The following is an 18948-nucleotide window of genomic DNA, read 5'->3' as shown; positions in this document are numbered from 1 at the left end:
TTATATTAAAGTTCTTCTACTGTAAAACCAGCTTTCTGCAGATCTTTCCAAAAATCTGGATAAGATTTTTCTACTACCTGGTAATCCTCTATTTCAACCGATTTGATCAGCAGGCTCAGTGGTGCAAATGCCATCGCCATGCGGTGATCGTCATAGGTAGCAATGCTGATCTTCTCCGGGAAATGTAATCCTGAACAATCCAGCGTATACACTTCATTATCCTCGTTTAAGGTAACACCAATCTTCGCCAGTTCAGTCTGCAATGCCAGCACCCTGTTGGTTTCCTTGATCTTCAGTGTTTCCAGGCCGGTAAATGCCAGGTTCAGTCCCTTCGCTGCGGCGCAAACAATAATCGTTTGTGCCAGGTCGGGGCAGTCCTTCAGGTTCAGAACGGTTGTTAATGCCTGCTCTGCTGCCGAAACCAGCCGAATCCCACCTTTGGTACGTGAAGTAGCAACGCCCAGCGGGATCATGATCTGCTGGATTTCACTGTCGCCCTGCAGGCTTTCTTCCCTCAGATTGGGCAGTGTAATGTCCGCTTTGTCAGCCAGGGCTGCAATACTGTACCAGTACGAAGCTGCACTCCAGTCGGGCTCAACTACCAGCGTAGCTGACTGATGTACCTGACGTTTGATATGGATCGTATCGCCTTCCCAGCTGTGTGCAATACCGGCAGAAGCCAGCATGTTCAGCGTCATCTCCAGGTAAGGCCTTGAGGTTAATCCGCCCGTGATATTGAGTGACAAGCCATTTGGAAGGGTAGGCGCAATAATCAGCAGTGCAGATAGGTACTGGCTGCTTACATTTCCGCGGATAGAAACTTCGGATGGAGTATTGGTTAAACCGCCGTTGATCAGCAGGGGAGGGTAACCTTCATTTTTCTCATAAGAGATATCCGCCCCAAGGCTTTTCAGTGCGTCTACCAGAATCCCGATAGGGCGTTCCTGCATCCTTTTGGAGCCTGTCAGTGTAAACTGTTCAGGGATCGTAGAAAGGAAAGCTGTAAGGAAACGCATTGCAGTGCCGGCATGGCCAACATCAACAGTTCTTCTGTCCTCTACCGGCGCAGTGCTCAGCCCCACCAGAATATTGTTCAGCACAACGGTATCTGCGGCGTCAGACAAGTTTTTTGCCGTTACCATCCCCTTGCTCAGGGCTGCGATGATCAGCGCCCTGTTGCTTTCACTTTTAGAACCCGTTAAATTAATAGTTGCATGGATATCCTTTGGCGCGCCAAACGAAACAACTGCGTTTTTATTCATAACCATTTTTTTAGAGACAGGTAAAGCATGCAGGAGCTGTATACATCAAAGCCCCTGCAGATTTTCCTGTGTTGTTATGCTTTTTCGCCTGATGTAGCTTCAACTATTTCTTCTTCGGTTTTACCTTCGTTCATGATCTCAGTTTGTTTTCTGATCGACTCACCGTGAACAAGTTCAAGGAATTTTTCTGTAAAGCCCAGGTCCAGTTTAAGCGCTTTTGCAAATGCAGTTCCTTTTTTAAGGATCTCATCCCAGCGGTTAACCTGAAGGATCGTTACTTTGTTATCTTTTTTGTAGTTACCGATTTGTTCAACGATAGCCATACGCTCACCCAGTTTCTGGATCAGGATGTCATCGATTTTATCAATTTTCTGACGTAATTCTCCAAGTTTATCCGCAAAGGCTTCGTTTGGTGCTTCCGGGTCGCGCAGGTTCAGTTTAGAAACCAGTTCTTCCAGAGCTGAAGGTGTTACCTGTTGTTTCGCGTCAGTCCATGCTACAGAAGGATCGATATGTGATTCGATCATTAATCCCTGCATATCCAGATCCAGTGCTTTTTGAGCAATGTAAGGGATCAGTTCGCGGTTTCCGCAGATATGTGACGGGTCATTGATGATCGGTAATGTAGGGCATAAAGTTTTCAGCTGAATAGCCATTTCCCACATTGGTTCGTTACGGAAAGAGCTTTTTTCGTATGAAGAGAAACCACGGTGGATCGCACCTATTTTAGTAATACCTGCATTGTTGATACGCTCTAAAGCACCGATCCACAGTGAAATATCAGGGTTTACCGGGTTCTTGATCAATACAGGGACATCATGGCCTTTTAGTGCATCAGCAATTTCCTGTACAGTGAAAGGGTTAGCCGTAGATCTTGCACCGATCCACAGGATATCAACACCTGCAGCCAAAGCTTCTTCAACATGTTTTGCAGTTGCAACTTCAACAGCTGTAGGTAATCCTGTTTCAGCTTTTGCTCTTTTTAACCATTCCAGTCCGATGCTTCCGATACCTTCAAATTCTCCCGGACGGGTACGTGGTTTCCAGATACCTGCTCTTAATACAGATACTTTACCGGTTGCAGCCAAAAGGTTAGCTGTAGATACCAATTGTTCTTCAGTTTCAGCGCTGCAAGGTCCAGAGATGATGAGCGGTTCGTTTTTAATGTTCAACCAGCTCTCTAATGGCTGGATGTTAAGATTTAATTTCATGATATGGGTGATTAAATAGGGGGTTTTCGATTTTGTTTATTTGGGGGTAATTATACTTTGTCGTTCTTAAGATATTCTCCCATGATGTTAAAGTTCACGGTGTACTTGAGTGCTTTGCGGACGGCGATATCATATTTATCGGTATCCGTCCATTCCAGGTCTACATAAAAATAATACTCGTTTCTTTTTCCCAGTACGGGCATCGACTGGATTTTGCTCAGGTTTACGTTTTGCTCGGCAAAGATGTTCAGTACCTGTGAAAGCGCACCAACATGGTTGCCTACCTGGAAAACGATCGAAGCTTTGCTGATCTCTTGCAGGTCTTCGTTTTTCTCCTTTTGCAGGATCAGGAAGCGTGTATAGTTTTTACTGTTGGATTCAATTCTTCTTTCCAGGATGTTCAGTCCGTAAAGTTTGGCTGCCAGCGTATTGGCAACAGCCAGCGTATCGGTCAGCCCTTCGTCCTTAATCTTTTTAGCACAGGCAGCAGTGTCTGTACTTTCCACAATTTTAAGGTGCGGGAAATCATCAAAAAAGTCGATGCACTGGCGAAGCGCGATAGGGTGCGAAGTTACAAACTGTGCATCTTCAAGCTTTACGCCCGGCAGTCCCATCAGGTGCAGTTGTATCGGCAGGTAAACTTCGCCGGTGATGGCAAAATTGTGTTCCCTGATCAGTGTGTAGTTGGGTAAAAGGCTGCCGGCAATTGAGTTCTCAATAGCCATAACCACATAGTCAGCCTCATTGGCGTCCATTACCTCGCAAGTTTTTTTAAAGGAGTTACATTCAATGGTTTGAATGTTGTTGCCAAAGAACTTGAAAGCAGCTTCCTCATGAAATGATGCTTTGATACCCTGGATTGCTACTCTTACTGATGTGTTCATTTTTTGATTGATCTCTGTGTTAATTTGGTACTCAAGAAGTTCGAAATTTTGCATAAAAAAAAAAGTCCCGGCTTTAGGCCGGGACTTTTCATATACAATTTATCTTGTTTCTTTTGATTGCATATCAGTCCCGGCTCTTACTAAAGTAGTAGAAGTAACCAAACCAATATGTAGTGATGTTTCTCATCTTTTTATCTTTGGGACTAATTAGCAGCTCCCCTTATGTATTTTTTATTTTTCCAAATGTACTAACAAAATTTAATTTGTCAATAGCAAAATAAAAAAAATTATTTTTTGTGTGTTTTGACCGGTATGATGTATGGATAATAGACTAAGGAGATAACCGGCTGTTCATAGCCGGTTATCAGAGAGAGAATTAAAAGTTAAGTTTGCTGAACAGGCGAGGGAAGATTATTATAGCTATATTTTGGTGCCTTCCGTATTCAATTGAAATACCTGTTCTTCCTGTTTGCTGATGGTCCGTAGTTTTGGCTTCGGCGCCAGGCCTGCTTTGTTAAGCTCAGCGACTGATAACTTTGAAGGTTTCTTTTTCTTAAACTTGCGGCCATACCAGACCAGAAATCCGGTGATAGGTAAACTTGCGCCAATCAATGCAGACAGAAAGGCAAGTAACTTGCCTGGGAAACCCAGGATGCTGCCGATATGAATATCGTAATTCATCTTGCGCAGCTTACCGCCGAAGCCTGACTCTTCGAATGAGGCAGCATAAACGCCTTTGCCTTTGATTTCTTTCAGCGAATGCTGATCAAATGTATAGCTCTGGTTATTGTAAAACTGTCCGGCACTGGGATATACGGTGATGCCGATCGTCGCTTTTGCCTGTGAAGTAACAGGGAAAGCATAGTAAAATCCTTCTGAACGCGGATGTTTTGCAGTGACTTTGGCCCATGCAATGTCCATCGCCTGCTGCGGGCTGTACAGGTGTTTGATATTCAGTGTATCTGATTTCATGTTCCTGAATTCAGTCAGTTTTTCGCCACCTGAGGTTATCCAGTATAGCCCCTCGCTGTACCATCTGATGCCGAACACCATTCCGGTGAGGGCAATAGTAAGCAGGAAAAGCATGGCATAAAAACCAAGCACATTGTGAAGATCAAGGTTTAGCCGTTTAAAAGAAGCGCCCCATTTGATCTTAAAGCTTTTGTCAACTGTACTCTTGTTCCATTTTTTTGGGTACCACCAGATGAGCCCTGTGATCAGGATGACCGTAAATACCAGCGTGCCATAATTTACAATGGGCCTGCCGATTTCGCGGGGCAGCCATAGGTTACGGTGCCCGTTGAGGATAAACCTGAAGAAATCGATTTCACCTTTTTTGCGCACTTCCCTGCTGATGATCTCTCCTGTATAAGGATTAACCTTCAGCGTAGTTCCGCCGCCGCGGCGTTCCCGCTCCCTGGGATTTCGCAGCGTTACATTAATGGCCCTGCCCTGGATGTATTGCGCATAGGCAACCACCATCTTCGGGTAAGCCTGTGCTGCAATCGCGCTGATCTGGGAGGGTTTTAATACAGTTTTATCCTGCTTTTCAATTTTTGTTTCAGGTTCCAGCAGCGCCGTGATTTCTTCGTTAAAAACCCAGATACAGCCGGTAACACATACAATTAAAACAATGATTCCGGATGCCAGTCCCAGCCATAAATGCAACCATTTATTGATGCGGGTAAAAAGAGAATCTTTTGTTTTCTTTTTGAAGGGGGCATTGTTGGTTCCTGTGGCCATTGTTTTAATTGTGATGCGTATCGTATTTATTAATCTGACAGTTACTATTTGATGTTTTGGATAGCTGTAAGCGAACCGCCTTCAACTTTCAGGCCTTGTGTGGCAACAGCTGTTGAAGCATCAATTTTGTATACATAGCTTGCACCTGTTTTCAGGTTCACGCCATAGTAGGCAGTTTTTCCGTCTTTAGGTGAGTAGTTATTGCTGGTAATGCTGGCAATCTCAGATGGAAGCGGCATTCCCGTAACCATTTTAACTGACTGATCAGCCACGTTCACGATAGCCAATTCATTTCCCACAGTATATGCGCCTCTGTCAGCCTTTTTTGATACGTTGGCTACGAAGTTGTTGGCACCAACATAAGTCCAGTTGGTAATCACGTAACCATTTGATTTTGTTTCAAAGTTGAACAAATAAGTCTGGTCAAATTCTGTAACGCCGGATTTAAGTCTTGTAATCGCTGATGGTTTGGTGGAATTTAAAATCGTACCATTGCTTGTCGCTACTGAAGAAGAGAAAGCATAGGTATCGCCGTTTTCAACTACTGCCAGACCATCTGTAAAGTATCTTCCAATGAAACTGGTTCTGTTATCTGTAATTACTTTTTCCAGTTGCATTCCCGGGTAAGAGTAAACTGCGATCCAGGCCTGATCAGGAAAAGCTGTACCAAAAGCTGCACCGCAGCAAGCTTTGATCGAGAAGAAAGGGGCATAAACTTTGGTTCCTACCTGTTTGATCCAGCTAAAGAAAGCAGATTCGCCATTTCCCAGGATGGTTTGGGTATTCACTGTGCCTTCACCAACAATCAGCATGCTGGTTGTGTTGACACGGTAGAAGTTAGCGAGCGGGTTGGTGATCGCTCTTGGGATTTTTAACATTAAGATATCATCGTTTACAGGGGCAAAGGCCTGTACCGTTTCGGATGCAAAGTTTGAGAGTTTTGTTAATTTACCATTTGTAATGTTGTAGGTAGTTACAGCTCCGGGGTTACCCTGTCCGTACAACATACTAAAGAACTTGTTGTTAGCTGTTACGTAGTATCTGTACGTACCATCCTGCTCGATTCCGTTTCCAAGAATCGATACTGTACCTTTATCAAGATCACTTGCCGTTAGTAAGTAATCTGCAACCGCCGTAGAGGCAACAGGTGTTACTGCAAGAATATAGTTTCCCGGATCATTGGCTACTGCTTCGGAATCACTGTTTTTTGAGCAGGAGGCAAATACAGCTGCAAATGCAAGCGCTAAAAATGCTTTTGTAATGTTTGTTTTCATTGTATTATCGTTTAAATTGGTATGTTATTTAGTAGTTTTATTGATAAAGTATCTCAGGTTCAGGTAGAAACCACGACCGGGTTTTTGCAGGCTGAAATTGTCATACAGGAAAGCATTGGTGATATTTTTAACTTCTACACCAGCATTGTAACGGCCGCCCGCCATGCTGTACACAAAATTCAGGTCGTGTGAAAACTGCTGTGGAACAACGCGTTTCTCATCACCTGCAGCCTGGCTTCCCAGACTTGGCCAGTAAAGCCAGAAGGCATGGACATACAGTAGATTATATCCCATATTGAGCGTATTTCCCTTTTTCCAAACATCTTTTAGTGTTACGGAAACATCGGTGTTTCCGAAGAAATAAGGTATGTTGGGCATCTGGTCTTTATAAAGCGGGCTTACCGATGTATATCCCGGCTCGTACATCTGCAGGTTACGAAGGAACTGGTAGGTAACCGTTGTTCCTGCACTCAGCCAGTTTTTGTATGAGTACCTGATATCTGCATCAGCGCCCCATGTACTTACGCCGTCTCTGTTATCAGCAACGAGTTTCGACTGGTTGGCGTTGAGCCTGTTATAGATGAAGTTATCGGCATGTCTGTAAATCGCATTGGCATTGACAGAGAAGTTGTTGATTTTGTTGATGCTGAAACTGTAGCTCGCACCTATGTTTACGTTGTTACTTTTTTCGGGTTTCAATGAAGGATTGCCCTCCTGGTTTTCAACGTCGCCAAATATTTCCTGCGCGTCCGGCATTCGGTTAGTGAGCTCATATGAGGCTTTTACCTGCACATTTTTGTTGAGGAAATAAGTTGCAGCGGTACCATAACCAAACTTGGTTGTGGTTGATTTGGCTGAACCGCCATTTCCGATGGTGTTGCCCTGTGATATATATTTACCAAAAACGGTGGTGCTCCATCTGTCTTTTACGTCATAGTTGTAACCGAGTCCCAGCACATTTTTGTTGGTTTTCTTAGTGGTTTCATAGTCGTTATTCGTTGGGTTAAGCTCATCGCTTCCTTTCCTGTTAAAGGTTGAAAACACATTGCTTACTGCTACCGACTGGCGTTCACTGATTTTGTAATTTGCCATCGCTGTTGCCAGCCCATTGTTGTTTTTATATTTATATAAGCTTCTGGAGCGCTCTCCGCCGTTGGTACCTGTAGGCTTTGAGTTGCCGTACCAGTCGTACCTTGCATTGACAGTATCAATGTTCTGCTCAGTTCCAAGATTGTAGTTCGCATTTACTGTTAAATCCAGTCCCGGGATCAGGTTTGTTTTTTTGTATTTTAAGGTAGGCATGATGATCGTTCCTTTTCTGTGCCATGCCCCAAATACCTGGATCATACGGGCCCCAGTCTGGATTTCCTTGTAGTTTTGTCCGGTAGTAATCCCGAACAGTAATTTATCGGCATAACTTTTATCTACCACGCCCACATTGAGGATTGCCGTTTCGTTATGGTATTTATCGTTGAACCTTCTTAACAGGGCAGCCGGGGCAAAGGCGCCGGTGTAGATATCCGAAGCTTCAACTTTTACTTTGTAGTCATTATCAGAGTAATTCTGGAAAGCGTTCAGCTGTATAGTGAGCCCGTTTTTGCTTGTTGCCGCCGCGTTGATCACGCTTCTGTGCGTGTTAAACGAACCGTATGAATAAGATACATCCAGGTAGTTCCTGTAGCGGTCGCCCGTTACAATATTAATTGCACCGCCCAGTGCATCAGATCCCAGCCACATCGGCACTACGCCTTTATAAACCTCAATCCTGTCGGCAATATTGATAGGGATATTATTGATCTGGAAAGAGGTACCAAAGTTATCCATAGGAATGCCATCGATAAAATACTTCACATGGTTACCGGAAAACCCGTTAAGGGACAAATTGAAGTTTGAACCTACACCACCTGATTCCCTTACACGGATACCTGCAACCCTGTCCAGGGCACCTGAAATATCAAGTGTGCTGTTGTAAAGCTTTTTGGCATCAATAGCGGTAACATTAAAGGCCTGCCGGTTAGTCTCCTGGGCAACAGTACGTCCTAAAACGTTTACTGTTTCCATTTGCTCCACATTCTCTGTTACTTTGATCGTGAGGTGGAGGTTTTCGCCGGATGCCAGCCTGATGTCCTTTTTATGATCCTTAAACCCGATTACCTTAATCAGTACAACATAATTTCCGGGTTTAACGTTCTTAATCTCGAACTCGCCATCCTGATCAGATATGGCACCATAAGAAGTGTTTTGAAGCTTGATTGTCGCTGAGCGGACAGGTTCGCCGAGGTTACTTTTCAGTGTTCCTCTTAAGGTTGAAGGCCTGATTTGAGCCTCCGCGAAAAATACATTGGCGCATAAGATGGCCAACAGCAAAATTTGTTTAAATTGCATTACTTTTAACTACGATTAAAGGTTAGCGGGGGCAACCCCGTTACGCCACACGGGTCCGAAACCGTGTGGCATTTTTATGTGCCAAATATAGCGTTATTTAGACCAAGTCCAAATAGATCTGGAGCCTTAACTCATCCGTAAAGCCTCATTAAAAGTGATAAGATACTGTAATTTAACGTTTTAGGAGATTAAAATAGGATTAAAATAAAATTTTATAATAATACAACTTTTTGGAATGTTGATAATTATTAAGTTTTATTTACGTTAACCTACCCTTTGTTTTGCAGTATTGCTGCTGAGTGCTTGCCGCTCTGTTTCAAGAAGTTCCTGCTGCATTACTTTGGCGATCTGGGTACTGCCGTCATGGCTCCATCCGGGCGGACGAAGCAGGTAGTTCAGTTTGTTTTTTATTCCCGGAGCCTTTTTCATATCGGCCAGCATGGCCCTGAATTCATGAAAAACAATATTCACAGGACCTGTATCTTCGGGCTGGTGCGTTAATCCGTAGACAATTTCTTCCTCAGGTATTTCTTCCTGGAAAGTCCCGAACATCCTGTCCCAGATGATCAGGATCATGCCCATATTTTTATCCAGATAACGAATATTACTGGCGTGGTGGACACGATGATGCGAAGGGGTAACCAGGATATATTCAAGGATGGGGTGCAGTTTTTTAACAGTCTGGGTATGTACCATGTTGCCATATAGCTGAGTAACCAGATAGGCCAGAATGATATCTACTGCGCTGAAACCCAGAAAAGCCAGCGGCAGATAAAAGAATACCCTGTACAGGGGTTCAAAAACCGTGGAGCGGAAACCGGTGGTGAGGTTAAACAGCGGTGAGGAGTGATGCGTAACGTGCATTGCCCAGAAGAACCTGATGTAATGTCCTGAGGTATGCAGGCACCAGTAGAGGAGGTCCTGCGCCAGTACCAGCACAATCCAGTACACCCATACATTGCTGATCTCAAAGAACCTGTACTGGTAGCACACATCCAGGATCACAAGCGTAAGGGCTTTTGTTCCCAGATTGATAAAAAATGCCAGTCCCATCAGGTATACATTATTCCATGTATCCCGTTTTTCGTACAGGTGCCTGTCGTGCACATAGCTGAAATACATTTCCAGCAGGCATGAAACAACAAGAAATACAACTAAAAAGGTAGCAGTTATATGTTCAGTCTCACTTAACATAAGTTAAATTGTAATATTCCATACTTTCACGGATATCACTTTCAGCCACCCTGCAGTTCCAGGTGCATTTGCCTATGCTTTCAAGGAGGGAGAAAAGGATATTTCCATGTTCATTCTTTTTATCGCTCTGCATCAGGGCTGATAACTTGTCAAATGATTTCTCTTTAATTTTGTAGGCAGGGTAAACGCTGGATATATATGCTCTGATTTCTGCAAGTTCTTCAGCAGAAAGCGTACTGTTCTTGTGTGAAAGCCATGCTTCGCAAATCATTCCGATTGCGATCGCCTCGCCATGGGTGAGTGGTTTTTTATCCTTGCTCAATGAATAACTTTCTACGGCATGGCCGATGGTATGCCCGAAATTAAGGATCTTGCGTTTTCCTTTTTCCAGGGGATCTTCTGTCACGACTTCATTTTTGATCTCCACGGAGCGGTGTATAGCTGCAGTAGTAATATTTTGATAATTAGCGGCTTTCAGTTCCTGATAGTATTTTTCATCAGCAATCAAACCGTGTTTGATCATTTCCGCAAAGCCGGATAACATTTCCCTTTTAGGGACAGTTTTCAGGAATTCTGCTTCAATAAAAACAGCCTGTGGCAATGTAAATGTGCCCACCATGTTTTTTACATTATCAATGTCTATCCCTGTTTTTCCGCCAACAGAAGCATCTACCTGCGAAAGCAGGGTGGTAGGGATATTGATAAAATCGATACCACGTTTATAGGTTGAAGCCACAAAGCCACCCATATCCGTGATCACTCCGCCGCCCAGGTTGATCATCAGGCATTTGCGGTCGGCCTCAAAATCAAGTAAGGTTTTCCAGATGCCGATACAGAAATCAATGTTTTTATTTTCCTCGCCCGGATCAGTTTCGATCAGGTCGAACCCGCTGAAATCGTCCAGCATTTCCCTGAAAACGGGCAAACAGGCTTCCGCAGTATTGCGGTCGGCAAAAACAAAGATATTGCTGTACGTACCTTTTTCGATGATTTCCGCCAGCGGCGCTAATTTGGTATCAAAATATATGTTGTGACCCGAACTTTCAATTGTATTCATTAAACTATTTTAATTTGGTTTCCCATAAAATCGATCAGATCCCCCTGGCGTACTTTTAAACGCTTGCGGTAATCTACGCTGCCATTATATTTCACTAAACCGTCTTCAACAACAGTTTGGGCTTCACCGCCGCTCTGTACCAGTCCCGTTGCTTTAAGCAGCTGGATCATAGGGATAAATTCGCCTTCTAATTTAAATTCAATCATTGTGCAGCAAATTTACAATTAAAAACAAAGGGTTTTACCTTTGGTAGACGCGGAATTTATATTTTTGCAACCGTTTGACTAACTTATCAATCCAAATGCAAGTATCCCAAGGGAAAAAATTAAATTTTGATAATACTGAGATCGCCTTCCGAAGTAAATCAAAAGCCGAACTAAACAGTGCTTACTGGCTGTTTAAGGTCATGAGCAGCAATTTTCTGACCCAGGTAGGTCCGCCGGTAACCAATTTATTCTTGAACATCGGTCTGCCCATTCAGGGGCTGATCAAATCCACCATCTTTAAGCAGTTTTGCGGAGGCGAAACCATCGCAGAATGTGAAAATACCATTGCACAGCTCGCGGTTGGTAAGGTAGGGACCATTCTTGACTATTCTGTGGAAGGTGAAGAAGAGGAGCACGTATTCGATTTTACCTGTGCAGAGATTATCCGTACGATAGACCGCGCAGCGGGCGACAAGCGGGTCCCTGTCACTGTATTTAAGATCACCGGCATCGCGCGTTTTGCATTGCTGGAGAAACTTGACGCAAAGCAGGTGCTTACGCCGGAGGAAACTGCAGAATTTGCCAGGGTACAGACGCGCTGCGAGCATATCTGCCGCACCGCATTTGAAAAGAATGTGCCCGTGATGGTCGATGCCGAAGAAAGCTGGATCCAGAAAACGATCGATAGCCTGGCTATTGATATGATGATGCTTTTTAACAAAGAGAAACTGATCGTTTACAATACCTACCAGCTGTACCGTCACGATAAACTGGCGCATATCAAAGCAGATCACCTGATCGCCAAAGAAGCAGGTTTTGTGCTGGGCGCCAAGATTGTCCGCGGGGCATATATGGAAAAAGAACGTAAACGGGCAGCCGAAAAAGGTTATCCTTCACCTATACAGCCGGATAAGGCATCAACCGACAAGGATTACAATGCTGCAATCACATATTGCATTGAAAATATCGCTGAAACAGGGATCGTATGCGGCACGCACAACGAAACCAGCTGTAAAGTTCTTGCAGAATTACTGGATACGCATGCTATTCAGCATAACCATCCGCACGTATATTTCTCGCAGTTACTGGGAATGAGCGATAATTTGAGTTTTAACTTATCAGATGCGGGTTATAATGTGGCTAAATATGTCCCTTACGGGCCGGTAAAGGCTGTCATGCCGTATCTGTTCAGGCGCGCTCAGGAGAATACATCTATTGCCGGGCAAACCAGCAGGGAGCTTGACCTGATTGCAAGGGAGAAAAACCGGAGGAATTCTAAAGTTAATATTTGATCCTTTGTTATTCGTATACTGGTCGTGTATTGTTCGGACCAAGGTCTCTGTGAGTCCGCTGAGTCTTCTTTGTGTGCTCTTCCAAACCTTAGCATAAACTGACGTAAAACATACCTTGTTTATACCTTAGCTATACCTTTTAGGTAAGGCTGCGGTAAGGATGAGGTATGTCTTAGCTATGCCTGTGGTATCCCCGTAAAGAGCATAATCAAAACTCTTAACAAACACTCTCAAATGCTACTACGACCAAATATAAAGCAATAACCGAAGAGTGTTCGGGGAAAGCACAAATACTTGTTATCGAAATAAATACACATATACATGGGTTTGTGAAAAACTAATTTTTAACATTAATAAATAGTTTTTACTTTTGTACCCTATGACACAAATAATTGTTTATTCAGGCAGAATAAATGATAATTGTCGCTTTTAATCATCTGTATTCCAGTACCATTTTTACAAATTTCTGCACTAGGTGATTTTAAGCGTAGTTATTATTTCAAAATATTAAGAGAGAAATGTTTAATTATAAATTTAATCCAATTAGTTATGGGTATTGTAAAAAAAGGACCAGCTACGGGCTGGTCAGGAAAGGTTGGGAATCAGGTGTATTCTCAACATCCAGACAGAGAAACCACTGTTACTGAGCCTCCAACGCCAACTGATCTGCCACCTACTGTAGACCAGTTAAGAGTGAGGCAGGTGACTACAATCTGTGGAAAATATTTAAGTCCGTTAAAGGATTTTGTAAAGGTAGGGGCCCATGCAAAAGGGAAACCGAAAGGACAAACTCCTTACAATGTAATGTTATCAGGTGTTAGGGCAAATGCGATTAAGGGAGAATATCCAAATCAATACCTTGATTACTCTAAGCTTCGGATCACACAGGGTACAATGTCTCCTCCCACGCTTGCAATAGCGAGATTGACGGATCAGGGCTTTGCATTTGAATGGAATCCGGATAATGTAACGGATGACGACCATTATACTGATCAGGTAATGGTGATGGCTTATTTTCCTGAGCTTAGAATTGCACGGTATAAAACATGTTGTGCAGAGCGGCACAAAGGTGAATATCTCCTTCTTCTGGCGGGCATTAAAAAAGGTTATACTGCTGAAATTTATATTGGTTTTATTACTGATGAGCGTGATCGTATTTCTGACAGTGTTTATTTGGGACAATTAATCTGGTAATCATGGGAGTAATAAGAAAACCATCAATTATAGCAGGTATTAGCGGAAAGGTTGGAACCGTGGTCATCACGAATGTAAGAAATACGCAGGTGATAAAAGAGGTACCAACACCCGCAAAAAAGGGTTCCCAAACAGAGGATCAGGCCAAACAGCGTGCATTGTTTAAATTTGGTAAGGATTTTCTCCTTCGTATTGGCTATGATGTGCCTGGTATTGGATACCAGTTGCGCAAAAAAAATAGAGGGTCAAAACCGAATGCCATGTTGAAACATCTGATGCTCGATGCAGTAAAAGGTGAATATCCTGATTTCAGCATTGAATTCAGCAAGGTGAAAATGAGCTGTCCTATTGATGAGATAGATGCGTGCTGGGACGGTCAGTGCGTCGCAGGCGAAGGAATGACTATTGACGTGACCTGGGAGCAAAATCCGTGTCCCGGGAAAACGACACGTTCACATGACGATGCTGTCATCGTGTTTTATGATGAAAACACGAAGCGTAATATTTATCAATCAATGTATTCGTGTGGAAAAGTTCCCAGAAATGCTTTGAAGTGGAGCTATAAAGGATATCCTCAGCTAGTGGGACATCATATTCACTGCTGGATCTTCTTTGTTTCGGCTAACAGAAAAAGAGTATCCCAAAGTGAATACCTTGGAATGGTAACGATGAAAGCATAAAAGAAAAATTTAGTGCTTCAAAAATAAGAACCCCGCCTTTTGAGCGGGGTTTTAAAATCAAATATTAATTAACGTTCGTCAATTACGCATGGTGGTTTTCATGTTGCATAGCCTGTGCGGCATCGATGCCTAAGCCACTTGCTACAGCCATTCCCAGACTGATATCTGCCCTGAACCAGTGGCACAGCTGCAAGTTGATAATCTCTAATCTTTTAGGCCCGCTGATACCGCTCATTGAATCAACGATATTGTTGACCAGGTTTTTACGGTCTGCATCAGTCATCACTTTACGGTACAGATCACCCGGTTGGGTGTAATGGTCATTGTCACCTTCACCGGCATTCCTGTCATACCAGTCGGCCGTACTTGAATGCAGTTCCTGAGCGGGTTCTTTGTATCTTTCATCAGGCACCACATCGCCAAAGCTGTTCGGGAAATAGTTAGGGCTGTCTTCGCCATTATCATCAAACCTCATCGCACCGTCACGATGATAGTTATTGGTCATAAAAGGACAGGCGTTTACAGCAAGCTGCTGATAATTTACGCCCAAACGGTGACGCGCAGCATCAGGATACGATAAAATCCGTCCCTGCAGCATCCTGTCGGGAGAGAAGCCAATACCATCCACCTGGTTAGTAGGTGCAAACGCTGCCTGCTCCACATGGGCAAAATAGTTTTTAGGAATCTGGTTCAGTTCAATTTCTCCAACGTCAATCAGCGGAAATTCGCCATGCGGCCAGATCTTTGTAACGTCGAAGGGGTTCCATCTGAAAGTCTGCGCTTCCTCTTCGGTCATTACCTGTATTTTTACGCTCCATTTTGGAAATTCACCATTATCAATAGCTTCAACAAGGTCGCGCTGTGAATGGTCCATATCCTGCGTACGCATCGCAACAGCTTCGGGGCCGGTAAAGTTCTGGATTCCCTGCTGGGTTTTGAAGTGGAACTTTACCCATACACGCTCATTTTTGGCGTTGATCATGGAAAAGGTATGGCTGCCAAATCCGTCCATATGCCTGTAGGAATAGGGTGTTCCCCTGTCGCTCATCAGGATCATTACCTGGTGCAGGCTTTCCGGGTTCAGCGACCAGAAATCCCACATCATTATGGGGCTTTTCAGGTTGGTCCTTGGATCGCGTTTCTGCGTGTGGATAAAATCACTGAACTTTTTTGCGTCTTTGATAAAGAATATCGGCGTGTTATTGCCTACGATGTCCCAGTTGCCATCTTCAGTGTAAAATCTCAGTGCAAATCCGCGGGGATCTCTTTCTGAGTCGGCACTCCCTTTTTCACCGCCTACGGTAGAGAAACGTAAGAAGATCTTTGCTTCTTTGCCGATCTGGTTAAAGATTTTTGCCTTGGTATATTTTGAAATGTCGTGAGTTACGGTAAACTTACCATAAGCGCCGGTTCCTTTGGCATGTACTACACGTTCGGGAATACGCTCGCGGTTAAAATGTGCCATTTTCTCGTGCAGTACAAAGTCCTGCAGTAACAGCGGGCCTCTGCTGCCTACTGATTGTGTGTTTTCGTGTTCAACGTAAGGTCTGCCGGAGGCAGTTGTTAAGGTGCGGGTGGGTTTATTTGTCTCTTCCATCTATGTATAAATTTGTATCGCTTCCTCCTGTATTTTGAAGGAGCCTGCACAGGTTTTTAATTCTGTTGATCCTGCGCAGGCTTGATGCGATAAAAGTATATACTATTCCAGCGGTATCATAACACCTATTTTCTATAGTGATATAGAGTTTGTCTATGGTATATTATAAATGAAATCGATATCGCCTATGTTGATTTAAAAGACTGTCTGCCCATGATAATATCACCAAATAAAAGAAAATCACAGGCGAGGTTGAAGAACGGATACTTCCATGTTGAAGGTCTGTTTTTTTCGAAAAACAGATGGCCTATCCAGGAGAAACCAAAGGCAACAAATGGGATCGCTATAAAAAAGTAAACATTATGAAACAGCATGGAGGTAATAAAGCACAGGCACAATAGTGATATGCCTGTGAAATGAAGCGCCCTGTTCATTGTATTCCGGTGTTCGCTCAGGTAAAAGGGATAAAATTCTTTTAGGGAGCTGTATTTCTTTGGCTGTACTTGATGATTGTTGCCGGTCATACCAATATACCGTTATCTTTTAAGAAGCTGCCCAGGTCTTTTGGATGTTCGGTCATCAGCAAGGTTTGCAGCCCGGCTTCTTTTGCCCCCACCAGATGCTGCGGGCTATCGTCTATAAACAGCGTTTCTGCAGGATTGAGGTTATTTTCCCTGATTACCTGTTCAAAGATTTCCACATTTGGTTTTCTCATCAGCATTTCATGAGAGTAATAGGTTTTTTCAAACAGATGGTCATTTCCTTCAACCTGGAATTCTCTTTTCAGATAGTCGGTAAAGTAATTGAAATGGATCTGGTTAGTATTGCTGAGCAGGAATGTCCTGTAATGTTTTTTTGTTTCGTTGAGTACATCGAGTGTTTGTGGGGCAATTCCGATGAGCAAACTGTTCCATGCAGCATCAATTTCTGCATCAGTAAGTGCCGGATTTTTTGCTTCCAGGCGTATTCCTTCGCGGAACTGGGCAGGAGTGATGCTGCCCGTCTCCAAATCATCAAATAAAGTGTGATGTCCTTTATGCCCGAAAAAATCTTCTATATTAGATATACCGATTTGTGTAAGAGTCTTTTGTGCGATCCTGAAGTCGATCGCGAAGATAACATTGCCGTAGTCGAAGATTATATTTTTGATTTTTTGCATAAACTGTTTTTAAAATTGAATACAAATATGTAACATTGCACTCGCAAAATCTAATAGATTTTTCGCGGGCCAATAGCTCAGCTGGTTAGAGTAGAAGACTCATAATCTTTTGGTCGATGGTTCGAGCCCATCTTGGCCCACTGCTTAAAAAGCCGTTTCTTGGTATTAGAAACGGCTTTTTTTGTTTCTATACGTAGGTTTTATGCTTACAGCACTGGCTCTGGCAGTCATCCATTTGGCAGTTTCTACAGCAATTTTTGTTTAATTTGACGTGAAAATGTAACAACTGTGTAACAGTGGTTTTCCGTCGCTAAGGAAATTTTATGGCAACTGTTAGTGCGACAGTTTTTGAACATCATTTAAAAGATGATGGAACTTGTAATGTGAAATTGTAGTTTACCACAAAGGGACAAGAAAATTTATTGATACTATTCATTATGTACGAAAACGGCAGATGGATGCTGATTTCAAAATCAAAGACAAGTTTATGATCAGGATTCTAGAGGATGTTTTTGAAGACTATCGTAGGGTGATTATCAGATAGAAGTGATTCAGGTACTAAAGAGCTTAATAGAAATGTACGGATATATCTGAGAGCTTTGATACTCTGTTATATGACTACTTGGTAGTTAGGTATCTTTATAGCTCAAAAACAACGTATATGTATCTGAAAGCTTTGTGAAAGGAGTTAGCCTTTCAATAAAGAATCCTTATATTAAAACAACCTTTATTTTGTTACAATAATTCTTAAAAACAACCCTTATTCTGTTACATGAAATTTGTAAATTTGCCTTTACTCTGTGTATTTACTGATTAAGATAGGGCATTTAAAAGAACTGTTGAAAGTTACACTTTGGAAAAGGTTTTGATGAAAGTAATCTAAGAAATATCCGGCAATTTTACATTGCTTTTCCAATTCGTGACGCAGCGCGTCACGAATTGAGCTGGACTCATTATAGAATAATAAGCCGGCTCGAAACTGAAAGTCTGAGAAATCAATATGTCATTCACGCAATTGAATCAGGATGGAATACACGTATGTTACAGCGTAATATCACATCGCAATTTATCGGTCGTGTATTAGATACCAGGGAGCAGGAAACTCCAAAAGCTCAGCAATTAATAAAAGATCCATATATATTTGAATTTCTAGGTTTACCAATTGATACCAGGCTGTCTGAGAGTAAAATAGAAACTGCACTAATTAATCATCTACAGCAATTTCTAATGGAATTAGGCAAGGGCTTTGCTTTTGTAGCTAGACAGCAACACATTGTAACAGATACATCTGACTTTTTTATTGATCTGGTTTTTTACAATTATTATCTGAAGTGTTTTGTCTTGATCGATCTGAAAACTGATGAACTAACTCATGGATCGATTGGACAGATGGATATGTATATCAGAATGTACAATGATTTGAAAAAAGGTGAGGACGACAATCCACTATCGGTATTATCCTTTGTACAGAGAAGGATGAAACAATTGTGAAATATTCAATATTAGCAGAAAACGAGAAATTATTTGCAAGTAAGTACCGCCTGTACCTTCCGAAAGAAGATGAATTGAAAGAACTTATTAAACAAGACAGGATAAGACTGGAACTTGATAGCGACCTTCCAGGATAATATTAAATTTATATACTTAAAGCAGCGATTAGACGCAAATCAGACAGGAAGTGGTTCGAGAGGCGCCAGTTGGGCCCACCGGAATAAAAACCCGTTTCTACATTGTAGGAACGGGTTTTTTCGTTTTGATGGAACTTTAAAAGCCATAAAAGATTATGACAATCCCAAGCAATGAATAAAAA

General features: G+C 42.7%; 15 protein-coding genes, 1 tRNA gene and 1 pseudogene. 5 read left to right on the top strand and 12 right to left on the bottom strand.

All coding sequences use genetic code 11. The features are described from left to right. Positions 1-5: 5 nt before the first annotated feature. From aroA to FN831_RS02635, 9 genes are all read right to left on the bottom strand, one after another. Positions 6-1262 carry a 3-phosphoshikimate 1-carboxyvinyltransferase gene (aroA, locus tag FN831_RS02675; RefSeq protein ID WP_142526638.1) on the bottom strand — a complete coding sequence of 419 codons (1257 nt, stop codon included), beginning with the start codon at positions 1260-1262 and terminating at the stop codon, positions 6-8. Positions 1263-1336: 74 nt separating this feature from the next. After that, complete coding sequence (locus FN831_RS02670; RefSeq protein WP_142526637.1) at positions 1337-2473, bottom strand: chorismate mutase; 1137 nt, start codon at positions 2471-2473, stop codon at positions 1337-1339. Positions 2474-2523: 50 nt separating this feature from the next. After that, positions 2524-3357, bottom strand: coding sequence for a prephenate dehydratase (locus FN831_RS02665; protein WP_142526636.1), 834 nt, complete (start codon positions 3355-3357; stop codon positions 2524-2526). Between the two features lie 420 nt (positions 3358-3777). Beyond that, positions 3778-5100 (bottom strand): PepSY-associated TM helix domain-containing protein, encoded by a 1323-nt coding sequence (locus FN831_RS02660; protein ID WP_142526635.1) that lies wholly within the window; start codon positions 5098-5100, stop codon positions 3778-3780. A gap of 44 nt (positions 5101-5144) precedes the next feature. Further along, complete coding sequence (locus tag FN831_RS02655; RefSeq protein WP_142526634.1) at positions 5145-6374, bottom strand: DUF4374 domain-containing protein; 1230 nt, start codon at positions 6372-6374, stop codon at positions 5145-5147. A gap of 24 nt (positions 6375-6398) precedes the next feature. Then, positions 6399-8759: a TonB-dependent receptor gene (locus tag FN831_RS02650; RefSeq protein WP_142526633.1), complete on the bottom strand. Its 2361-nt coding sequence runs from the start codon at positions 8757-8759 to the stop codon at positions 6399-6401. A 264-nt stretch (positions 8760-9023) separates the two neighbouring features. Beyond that, a complete protein-coding gene (locus FN831_RS02645) occupies positions 9024-9953 on the bottom strand; it encodes a sterol desaturase family protein (protein WP_142526632.1) in 930 nt (309 codons plus the stop codon). After that, positions 9943-11010: a 3-dehydroquinate synthase gene (gene aroB / locus FN831_RS02640; RefSeq protein ID WP_142526631.1), complete on the bottom strand. Its 1068-nt coding sequence runs from the start codon at positions 11008-11010 to the stop codon at positions 9943-9945. Before aroB ends, FN831_RS02645 begins: the two co-directional genes overlap by 11 nt. Next, positions 11010-11216 (bottom strand): RNA-binding S4 domain-containing protein, encoded by a 207-nt coding sequence (locus tag FN831_RS02635; RefSeq protein WP_142526630.1) that lies wholly within the window; start codon positions 11214-11216, stop codon positions 11010-11012. Before FN831_RS02635 ends, aroB begins: the two co-directional genes overlap by 1 nt. A gap of 95 nt (positions 11217-11311) precedes the next feature. Here FN831_RS02635 and FN831_RS02630 point away from each other — a divergent pair, with 95 nt between their 5' ends. The 3 genes from FN831_RS02630 to FN831_RS02620 all read left to right on the top strand — a co-directional run bounded on the left by FN831_RS02630 (position 11312) and on the right by FN831_RS02620 (position 14382). Beyond that, on the top strand, positions 11312-12508 hold the full coding sequence (locus tag FN831_RS02630) for a proline dehydrogenase family protein (RefSeq protein ID WP_142526629.1): 1197 nt from the start codon (positions 11312-11314) through the stop codon (positions 12506-12508). Between the two features lie 420 nt (positions 12509-12928). Beyond that, entirely contained in the window at positions 12929-13702 is a 774-nt protein-coding gene (locus FN831_RS02625; protein ID WP_221931240.1) for a DUF6266 family protein, read from the top strand. 2 nt (positions 13703-13704) lie between these two features. Next, positions 13705-14382, top strand: coding sequence for a DUF6266 family protein (locus FN831_RS02620; RefSeq protein ID WP_142526627.1), 678 nt, complete (start codon positions 13705-13707; stop codon positions 14380-14382). 82 nt (positions 14383-14464) lie between these two features. Here FN831_RS02620 and FN831_RS02615 read toward each other — a convergent pair whose 3' ends face one another. The 3 genes from FN831_RS02615 to FN831_RS02605 all read right to left on the bottom strand — a co-directional run bounded on the left by FN831_RS02615 (position 14465) and on the right by FN831_RS02605 (position 17138). Further along, positions 14465-15979, bottom strand: a complete 1515-nt coding sequence (locus tag FN831_RS02615; protein WP_142526626.1) for a catalase — start codon at positions 15977-15979, stop codon at positions 14465-14467. A 185-nt stretch (positions 15980-16164) separates the two neighbouring features. Continuing rightward, positions 16165-16503 carry a DUF962 domain-containing protein gene (locus tag FN831_RS02610; protein ID WP_142526625.1) on the bottom strand — a complete coding sequence of 113 codons (339 nt, stop codon included), beginning with the start codon at positions 16501-16503 and terminating at the stop codon, positions 16165-16167. Next, positions 16500-17138, bottom strand: a complete 639-nt coding sequence (locus tag FN831_RS02605; protein WP_142526624.1) for an HAD family hydrolase — start codon at positions 17136-17138, stop codon at positions 16500-16502. The genes FN831_RS02610 and FN831_RS02605 overlap by 4 nt, the downstream gene beginning before the upstream one ends. Positions 17139-17204: 66 nt before the next feature. Between FN831_RS02605 and FN831_RS02600 the strand changes: the two genes are divergently transcribed. Both FN831_RS02600 and FN831_RS28380 read left to right on the top strand, forming a co-directional pair. Beyond that, positions 17205-17278 (top strand) — tRNA-Ile (locus FN831_RS02600). A gap of 748 nt (positions 17279-18026) precedes the next feature. Beyond that, positions 18027-18766, top strand: a pseudogene (locus FN831_RS28380) (PDDEXK nuclease domain-containing protein). Positions 18767-18948: the final 182 nt, after the last annotated feature.

Origin of the sequence: Pedobacter westerhofensis, from assembly GCF_900182595.1 — a bacterium.
GTDB classification, from domain to species: domain Bacteria; phylum Bacteroidota; class Bacteroidia; order Sphingobacteriales; family Sphingobacteriaceae; genus Pedobacter; species Pedobacter westerhofensis.
The sequence above is the reverse complement of the archived record's forward strand: the minus strand, read 5'-3'. Positions and strand labels throughout refer to the sequence as shown.

Bases quoted from the DNA above. Each gene is read 5' to 3' on its own strand.
- FN831_RS02615 (WP_142526626.1), bottom strand. From the start codon at position 15,979: ATGGAAGAGACAAATAAACCCACCCGCACCTTAACAACTGCCTCCGGC.
- FN831_RS02665 (WP_142526636.1), bottom strand. From the start codon at position 3,357: ATGAACACATCAGTAAGAGTAGCAATCCAGGGTATCAAAGCATCATTT.
- FN831_RS02630 (WP_142526629.1), top strand. From the start codon at position 11,312: ATGCAAGTATCCCAAGGGAAAAAATTAAATTTTGATAATACTGAGATC.
- FN831_RS02670 (WP_142526637.1), bottom strand. From the start codon at position 2,473: ATGAAATTAAATCTTAACATCCAGCCATTAGAGAGCTGGTTGAACATT.
- FN831_RS02655 (WP_142526634.1), bottom strand. From the start codon at position 6,374: ATGAAAACAAACATTACAAAAGCATTTTTAGCGCTTGCATTTGCAGCT.
- FN831_RS02620 (WP_142526627.1), top strand. From the start codon at position 13,705: ATGGGAGTAATAAGAAAACCATCAATTATAGCAGGTATTAGCGGAAAG.
- FN831_RS02635 (WP_142526630.1), bottom strand. From the start codon at position 11,216: ATGATTGAATTTAAATTAGAAGGCGAATTTATCCCTATGATCCAGCTG.
- aroA (WP_142526638.1), bottom strand. From the start codon at position 1,262: ATGAATAAAAACGCAGTTGTTTCGTTTGGCGCGCCAAAGGATATCCAT.
- FN831_RS02610 (WP_142526625.1), bottom strand. From the start codon at position 16,503: ATGACCGGCAACAATCATCAAGTACAGCCAAAGAAATACAGCTCCCTA.
- FN831_RS02660 (WP_142526635.1), bottom strand. From the start codon at position 5,100: ATGGCCACAGGAACCAACAATGCCCCCTTCAAAAAGAAAACAAAAGAT.
- FN831_RS02645 (WP_142526632.1), bottom strand. From the start codon at position 9,953: ATGTTAAGTGAGACTGAACATATAACTGCTACCTTTTTAGTTGTATTT.
- aroB (WP_142526631.1), bottom strand. From the start codon at position 11,010: ATGAATACAATTGAAAGTTCGGGTCACAACATATATTTTGATACCAAA.
- FN831_RS02650 (WP_142526633.1), bottom strand. From the start codon at position 8,759: ATGCAATTTAAACAAATTTTGCTGTTGGCCATCTTATGCGCCAATGTA.
- FN831_RS02605 (WP_142526624.1), bottom strand. From the start codon at position 17,138: ATGCAAAAAATCAAAAATATAATCTTCGACTACGGCAATGTTATCTTC.